Source organism: Caballeronia sp. (assembly GCF_049581465.1).
Classification (GTDB): Bacteria; Pseudomonadota; Gammaproteobacteria; order Burkholderiales; family Burkholderiaceae; genus Caballeronia.
Window position 1 is genome coordinate 1 of record NZ_JBAUSA010001082.1, and the last position, 2886, is coordinate 2886.

Here is a 2886-nt window from a genome sequence, read left to right on the forward strand (position 1 = left end):
GCCGTGATCGGCGCCGGCACGATGGGCGGCGGCATCGCAATGGCGCTCGCCGCCGCCGGCATCCCCGTCACGCTGATCGATGCGGATGAAGGCGGCCTGACACGGGGTCTCGCCCGGATCCGCGAGAACTATGAAAACAGCGTCAAGCGCGGCAGGCTCGACCCCGCTGTGCGTGACGAGCGGCTCGCGCACATCACGGGCTCGCTCTCGATTGCGGACGTGAAGAATGCCGATATCGTGGTCGAGGCGGTGTTCGAGGACCTCGGGCTCAAGCAGGGAATTTTTCGCGAAATCGACCAGTACGCGAAGCCAGGAGCAGTCCTCGCCACGAACACCTCGGGCCTCGACATCGACGAGATCGCGGCGGTCACGAAGCGTCCCGCTGACGTGGTCGGTGCTCACTTCTTTAGTCCCGCGCACGTGATGCGCCTGCTCGAAGTAGTGCGCGCAGCGCAGACTGCCGACGATGTCATCGTCACGCTGATGGATCTTGGCCGGCGCATGGGGAAGGTGTCGGTCCTCGCACGCATCTATCCGGGCTTCATCGGCAACGCGCTATTTCGCAGCTACAACCGCGAGGCGCACTTCCTCGTGGAAGACGGCGCGCTGCCGCATGAGGTGGACTCGGCGCTCAGGGACTTTGGCTACGCGATGGGCATCTTCGCGGTGCACGACATGGCGGGCAATGACGTCGGTTATCAGACGCGCAAGGCGCAGATGACGACGCGTCCCACCGACCGCCGTTGGAACGACCTGATCATGAAGCTCGTCGAGATGGGCCGTCTCGGCCAGAAGAGCGGCAAGGGCTGGTACCGCTATGAGCCAGGCAGCCGCGATCCGCAGCGCGATCCCGAACTGGAGCAGTTCATCGTCGAGGAATCGGGCCGCCTCGGCCTCACCCGCCGCCCCATTACGGCCGAAGAAATCATCAAGCGTTGCGTGTACGGGATGATCAACGAAGGCGCGAAGCTGCTCGACGAACGAATTGCACTGCGCGCGAGCGACATCGACGTCGTCTACGTGACAGGCTATGGTTTCCCGGCGCATCGCGGCGGCCCGATGTATTACGCGGACCAGATCGGTGTCGCGAACGTCTACCGCGACGTGCAGCGCTTTTACGAGGAGTACGGATACTGGTGGAAGCCGGCACCGCTGCTGGAAAAGCTCGCCGCCACGAACGGCCGTTTCGCCGATCTCTAGGCTAGAGCAGGCGCCTGCAACTGACGTTGCACGCCTGAAACGCAGATGGGCCACGGCAATGCCGCGGCCCATTTTCCGATTGATTGCCGGTAATCCGTCCGGTCAGTCGGTGCCCTGCGTGTTATCCAGCAGCTCGGCCGCGGTCGTGTCGCGCGACAGCACGACTGGCGCGTCGTTGAAAAACGCCGCCGGCAAAGTCGCAAGAAACTCGGAGAAACCTGCCTCCCCGCCTGGGGAATGCTGCGCCATGATATTGCCGGCGGCGGTCTCGTCGCCCGAAAGCAGCGCCTGCGCGAGCGCCTGGTGTTCGGCGATCACCTTCTCGCGCCGGCTCGGCGCAAGGAACGGTTTGGGCCGGTAACGTGAAATCAGACGGCGAATCGAGCGGATCTCGTCGGCAAGATAGTCGTTATGACAGGCCGCGCAGATCACTTCATGAAAATCCACGTTGATGCGTGCGAAACGGCGCGCGTCGCCCTGATTGAGCGCCTCGACGCCTTCGTCGATGGTGCGTTGCAGTTCGGCGCGCTGCGCATCGTTCATACGACGCGCAGCAAGCCGCGCCGAAACGACCTCAAGCTCGCTGAGCAGTTCAAGCATGTCGCGCAATTGAGGCACCGTCATCTTGGTGACGAACACGCCCTGGCGCGGCACGATCTGCACGTACTGCTGGGCAGCGAGCTGCTGCAGCGCCTCGCGGATCGGGGTGCGAGATACGTTGAAGCGAGCGGCGAGCGCGCGCTCGTCGAGCGCCATGCCGGGTACGAGCTCGCCTCGCTCGATTTCCGCTTCCAGGATCGCCTTGACTTCGGTCGAGCGGCTGGGTTTTGGGGACTGACTCATTGGATGGGACGCAATAGGTTGTCGAGGGCCGCGATGCGACCAGAGGACGGCATCATCGCGCAAGTGCCATATGATACCGCGCAGGTATACCAGACGCCCAGTCCGGTCCACCGCAATAACGAAAAGCGGCGCCACGCTAACGCGCGACGCCGCTCGTACCCGGCGGGTTAGCAGAGGCGCTGCGCGCCGCGCAGGCCGCCCGTCAGAAGAGGTGGCGAATGCCAACCTGTGCAGCTAGCTGATTAGAGGTGGTGGACGCGAGGTTGCCGTATAGCGAACCGCCCGCGCCCGGTACCGAATACGGCGTGGAGACGAGAAAGTTGTCCGCATACTTCTGGCCCGCGAATGCATGCTGCAGAGTCCCGAAGAGGTACACATCGGTACCCTTGGAGAGGTGGTAATCGAGGCCCACGCTGTAAAGGTCGTACTTGCCGAGCCTGTGTTGATCAACGTAGCTGAAACCTCCGCCCAAGGTCAGGAACGGCGAGAACCGGTAACTTGCACCGAGCTCGTAGGCGCCCACGGTGACGACACCAAGGGGGCTTTGCGATGCATTCGTGTAGGTGTACAGGCCATTCAGCGAGATCGCGTCGGTCACCTGCGCCTCGCCGCCAATCGCGACCGTATAGATCGACTTCGCGTCCAGTGCGACCTGGGCCATCGTGCCGACACCGCGCGCGGCGTTCCCGCCGTCGGTCTTGGTAATCACGGCGGCCATCGAGTACGGCGCGTTGAACGTGCCTGTCGGGCTGAATTTGATGCCAGCGCTGATTACGCGGGGGTTCCCCGTGGGCGTGCCTCCGAAACCGTTCGGGACGTTGCTGAAACCGTACATTACGCCCG

The 2886-nt window shown here is 63.5% G+C and carries 3 protein-coding genes; 1 reads left to right on the forward strand and 2 read right to left on the reverse strand.

Going from position 1 to position 2886, the window contains the following annotated elements; translation table 11 throughout:
* Window positions 1-1200 (forward strand): 3-hydroxyacyl-CoA dehydrogenase NAD-binding domain-containing protein (locus tag WCA53_RS26495; RefSeq protein ID WP_423917563.1); only part of this gene is annotated, 1200 nt, incomplete at its 5' end.
* A 102-nt stretch (window positions 1201-1302) separates the two neighbouring features.
* Here WCA53_RS26495 and WCA53_RS26500 read toward each other — a convergent pair.
* Window positions 1303-2043 (reverse strand): GntR family transcriptional regulator, encoded by a 741-nt coding sequence (locus WCA53_RS26500; protein WP_423917566.1) that lies wholly within the window; start codon window positions 2041-2043, stop codon window positions 1303-1305.
* Between the two features lie 202 nt (window positions 2044-2245).
* A partial coding sequence (locus WCA53_RS26505; RefSeq protein ID WP_423917571.1) for a porin occupies window positions 2246-2886 on the reverse strand: 641 nt, incomplete at its 5' end.

Bases quoted from the DNA above. Each gene is read 5' to 3' on its own strand.
- WCA53_RS26500 (WP_423917566.1), bottom strand. From the start codon at position 2,043: ATGAGTCAGTCCCCAAAACCCAGCCGCTCGACCGAAGTCAAGGCGATC.